This window comes from Marivita sp. (assembly GCF_020055635.1).
GTDB lineage: Bacteria > Pseudomonadota > Alphaproteobacteria > Rhodobacterales > Rhodobacteraceae > Marivita.
Window position 1 is genome coordinate 1 of record NZ_JAIPUT010000184.1, and the last position, 2,540, is coordinate 2,540.

General features: G+C 61.3%; 6 protein-coding genes and 1 pseudogene. 1 reads left to right on the forward strand and 6 read right to left on the reverse strand.

Annotation, left to right across the window (positions count from 1 at the left end):
* The 5 genes from LCF60_RS24440 to LCF60_RS24460 form a co-directional block, all read right to left on the reverse strand.
* Positions 1-153 (reverse strand): DUF2840 domain-containing protein (locus LCF60_RS24440; RefSeq protein ID WP_363318463.1); only part of this gene is annotated, 153 nt, incomplete at its 3' end.
* Positions 113-394: a helix-turn-helix domain-containing protein gene (locus tag LCF60_RS24445; RefSeq protein WP_021100692.1), complete on the reverse strand. Its 282-nt coding sequence runs from the start codon at positions 392-394 to the stop codon at positions 113-115. The genes LCF60_RS24445 and LCF60_RS24440, both read right to left, overlap by 41 nt.
* 177 nt (positions 395-571) lie before the next feature.
* Positions 572-1,117 (reverse strand): DUF2285 domain-containing protein, encoded by a 546-nt coding sequence (locus LCF60_RS24450; protein ID WP_292295123.1) that lies wholly within the window; start codon positions 1,115-1,117, stop codon positions 572-574.
* 28 nt (positions 1,118-1,145) lie between these two features.
* Positions 1,146-1,316: a DUF6499 domain-containing protein gene (locus tag LCF60_RS24455; protein WP_193142252.1), complete on the reverse strand. Its 171-nt coding sequence runs from the start codon at positions 1,314-1,316 to the stop codon at positions 1,146-1,148.
* 131 nt (positions 1,317-1,447) lie between these two features.
* Positions 1,448-1,720, reverse strand: coding sequence for a DUF2285 domain-containing protein (locus tag LCF60_RS24460; protein ID WP_292295124.1), 273 nt, complete (start codon positions 1,718-1,720; stop codon positions 1,448-1,450).
* A 140-nt stretch (positions 1,721-1,860) separates the two neighbouring features.
* On the opposite strand from LCF60_RS24460, the gene LCF60_RS24465 reads away from it, so the two are divergent.
* Positions 1,861-2,100, forward strand: coding sequence for a helix-turn-helix transcriptional regulator (locus LCF60_RS24465; protein WP_292295125.1), 240 nt, complete (start codon positions 1,861-1,863; stop codon positions 2,098-2,100).
* Between the two features lie 108 nt (positions 2,101-2,208).
* Here LCF60_RS24465 and LCF60_RS24470 read toward each other — a convergent pair.
* Positions 2,209-2,540: pseudogene (locus LCF60_RS24470) on the reverse strand (hypothetical protein); the annotation flags it as partial.

Sequence of the window (2,540 nt, forward strand, 5' to 3'; positions counted from 1 at the left end):
CACGCGCTTTTCCGTGCGTGTCAGGATGGTTTCCTCGGCCTTCCGACCGAAACGGATCCAGCGCTCGATGCGCCCTTCGATCCAGGTGAGGTGGACACGTGTCTGCATCGGCTCAGCGCCCCCGCCGCAGATAGGCCGGCGAAACGGCGGCATGGCGTTTGGCGGGTAGAACGCGGTCTTCGGTCTCGTCCGAGGTCGAGGTCTTCTCGCCCCTCGTGACCCAGGCCTGCAGATCGTCGACCGCGTAGACGACACGTCCGCCGATTTTCGAATAGCGCGGGCCGGTGCCGTAGGTCCGGTGTTTTTCCAGCGTACGGCCAGACAGGCCGAGAAATCGAGCGGCTTCCGGGGTTCTGAGGTAGCGGGGCGGGAGTCCTTCGTTGGGGTCGGGCATTTGAGCATCTCCGGTGGCTAGGCCGCGTGACGGCGCGTCGCGGGCTGTCGGAGGTCATCAATACGGAAGAGCGCCGTGAGGAGGGATGACGAAGATCCCGGCGCGAAAACGTCACCCCCCAAAAGGCCAACAGGATAGGGGCTTATGGGGGTTCGATATTCTGGGACTGCGCGGTGATCACTTGCGCGGCTTGGAGCGCCCCGTTGGTCCGCGACCGAGAAGGAGAAAGCGATAGCCTTTGGTGGTCAGATGCGTGCCATGGGCTGTCAGTCGGGTGATCTGGGCCTTGAGGGAGCTGGTCTTCCAATGCTCGCGCGACACAGCCTCTGCGCCGAACAAATGCCCCGCGATCGTCTGGTAGCTGGCACGATCCCGGCGCGCGTCGAGCGTGCGCAATGCAAGCTGGATGCGCCGTCGCTGCTGCGACGTCAGGGGCGGAGGGGATCGTTTGTGATGCAGCAGTTGCGCGCGGAGCGTCTCGAGTGAATTGATCCGCGCTGTCCAATGCTCGTCCAGCGGCACCAGGATGCCGAGGGGCCGGTGCAGGTTCTTTGCATCCAGCACGAGCAACGCGCCTGTTGCGAGGCGCACATACATCAAGCCGTCCTGCGTTCCGATGACGGTCAGATCATCTGCATCGATGTGCGGCGCGGCGGTGTCGCCGCCGGGGACCGGCACAGCATACCCGACCGCTGCCGGGGCGATTGAAGGCGTCCAGAACACGGGTGCTTTGGGTGCGTCGATGTCCGGATCAACCGGGAAATCGCAACCCCCATGCAGCCGGTGATCTCAATCCATCCCGCATCTGCGGGTAGGTTGCGCGATAGTCGGAATTGCGGCGCAGGCATTCCCAAGCCAGCCCGGACAGGTCGAGGCTGTCGAAATGCCGATACGCCGCTTCGTCTTGCCAATCCCTGGTCATGGCGAAGCTCCGCGTCAGAGGTTTCGATGGGGAAGGAGTATAGCCGGGAGGTGCAAGAAAACGACGACACCAATGGCGAACATTCGCAACCTGCGCGAGTGTTCGCCGATCTGGGCTGAATTGCGCAAAGTTCAGCCGTTACCGCCGTCAAGCAGCTTGCGATAGCCGTGTTCGGTCATCCAGCGGGCACGGGCGAGGTGGCTGTCATAGATTTTTTGCGCACGCTCCGGTTCCTTGTCAGCATCGATGCCGAACAGGATCTGGCTGACTTCCTGCAGGCTTGCACCGCTTTCAGCGGCGTCGAACAGGCGCAGGTAAAGCGTCATATGTGCGTGGTCGTAGTCGGTCAGATCATCGCCTTGTGGTGCGAGATCAGAGATCGGCGTGGTGCCGGTGGCAGACATGATTCCCCCTCGCCGTTTGGCGTTAAGGTCCATAAAAGCACATCGGATTGCCTGTGCAAGAACGGATCGCGGTCAGTCAGGTTGCATATGAGCATTATAATACGTCGCACCAAAATACGCGATAGGCTTTTTAGCTGCGGATGGATATCCGCGTTGTTTTTGCAAGTAATCTCAAGCACTACCGCCAAGCGCGTGGGCTGACGCAGGCCGCGTTGGCGGCGGCGATGGATGTCGACCGTGCCCATGTCAGCGCCATGGAACGCGGCCAGCAGAATGTCACCTTGCAGACTCTTCAGCGGGTCGCGGCGCATCTGGATGTAGCACCAGCACAGTTGATCGAAGAACGCTCTGAATGCGATGTGCGTTCCCGAAAACCGTGATCGATCGTCTGGGCAGTCAGCTGTTGGGTCGAAACGTGCAAGCTCAGAGCAGGGCATTGGTTGAACCCAGTGCGCCGGGCAGGATGGTCTTCTATAGCGATCAATCCGCTATTCAGCACTGAGTTCGGTCAGCTTCTGGCCAAGGCGGCGTTGCATCAGATCATCGCCGGGCGTGGTCTCCATCAGTCGCTGAAGCGCCGCGATGGCCCAGCCCCGTCGTTCGATGCGTGTGCTGGCAGTCATCAGGTGATCGACGGCTTCGTCGATGTCGAACGGGCTGGGTTCATAGCCACGGCCCGCCAGAAGATGCTTGATGGCATGCAGAGCGACATCGGCAGCAAAGGCCGGTTTCTTGATCGCGAAATCGCGGGCGGCGCGGATCAAGGTTGAGGGGGCGGCCTCACTGTCCGCTGCGCAGTCGAGCGCGATGTCAAAATACG

Bases quoted from the DNA above. Each gene is read 5' to 3' on its own strand.
- LCF60_RS24445 (WP_021100692.1), bottom strand. From the start codon at position 394: ATGCCCGACCCCAACGAAGGACTCCCGCCCCGCTACCTCAGAACCCCG.
- LCF60_RS24460 (WP_292295124.1), bottom strand. From the start codon at position 1,720: ATGTCTGCCACCGGCACCACGCCGATCTCTGATCTCGCACCACAAGGC.
- LCF60_RS24465 (WP_292295125.1), top strand. From the start codon at position 1,861: ATGGATATCCGCGTTGTTTTTGCAAGTAATCTCAAGCACTACCGCCAA.
- LCF60_RS24455 (WP_193142252.1), bottom strand. From the start codon at position 1,316: ATGACCAGGGATTGGCAAGACGAAGCGGCGTATCGGCATTTCGACAGC.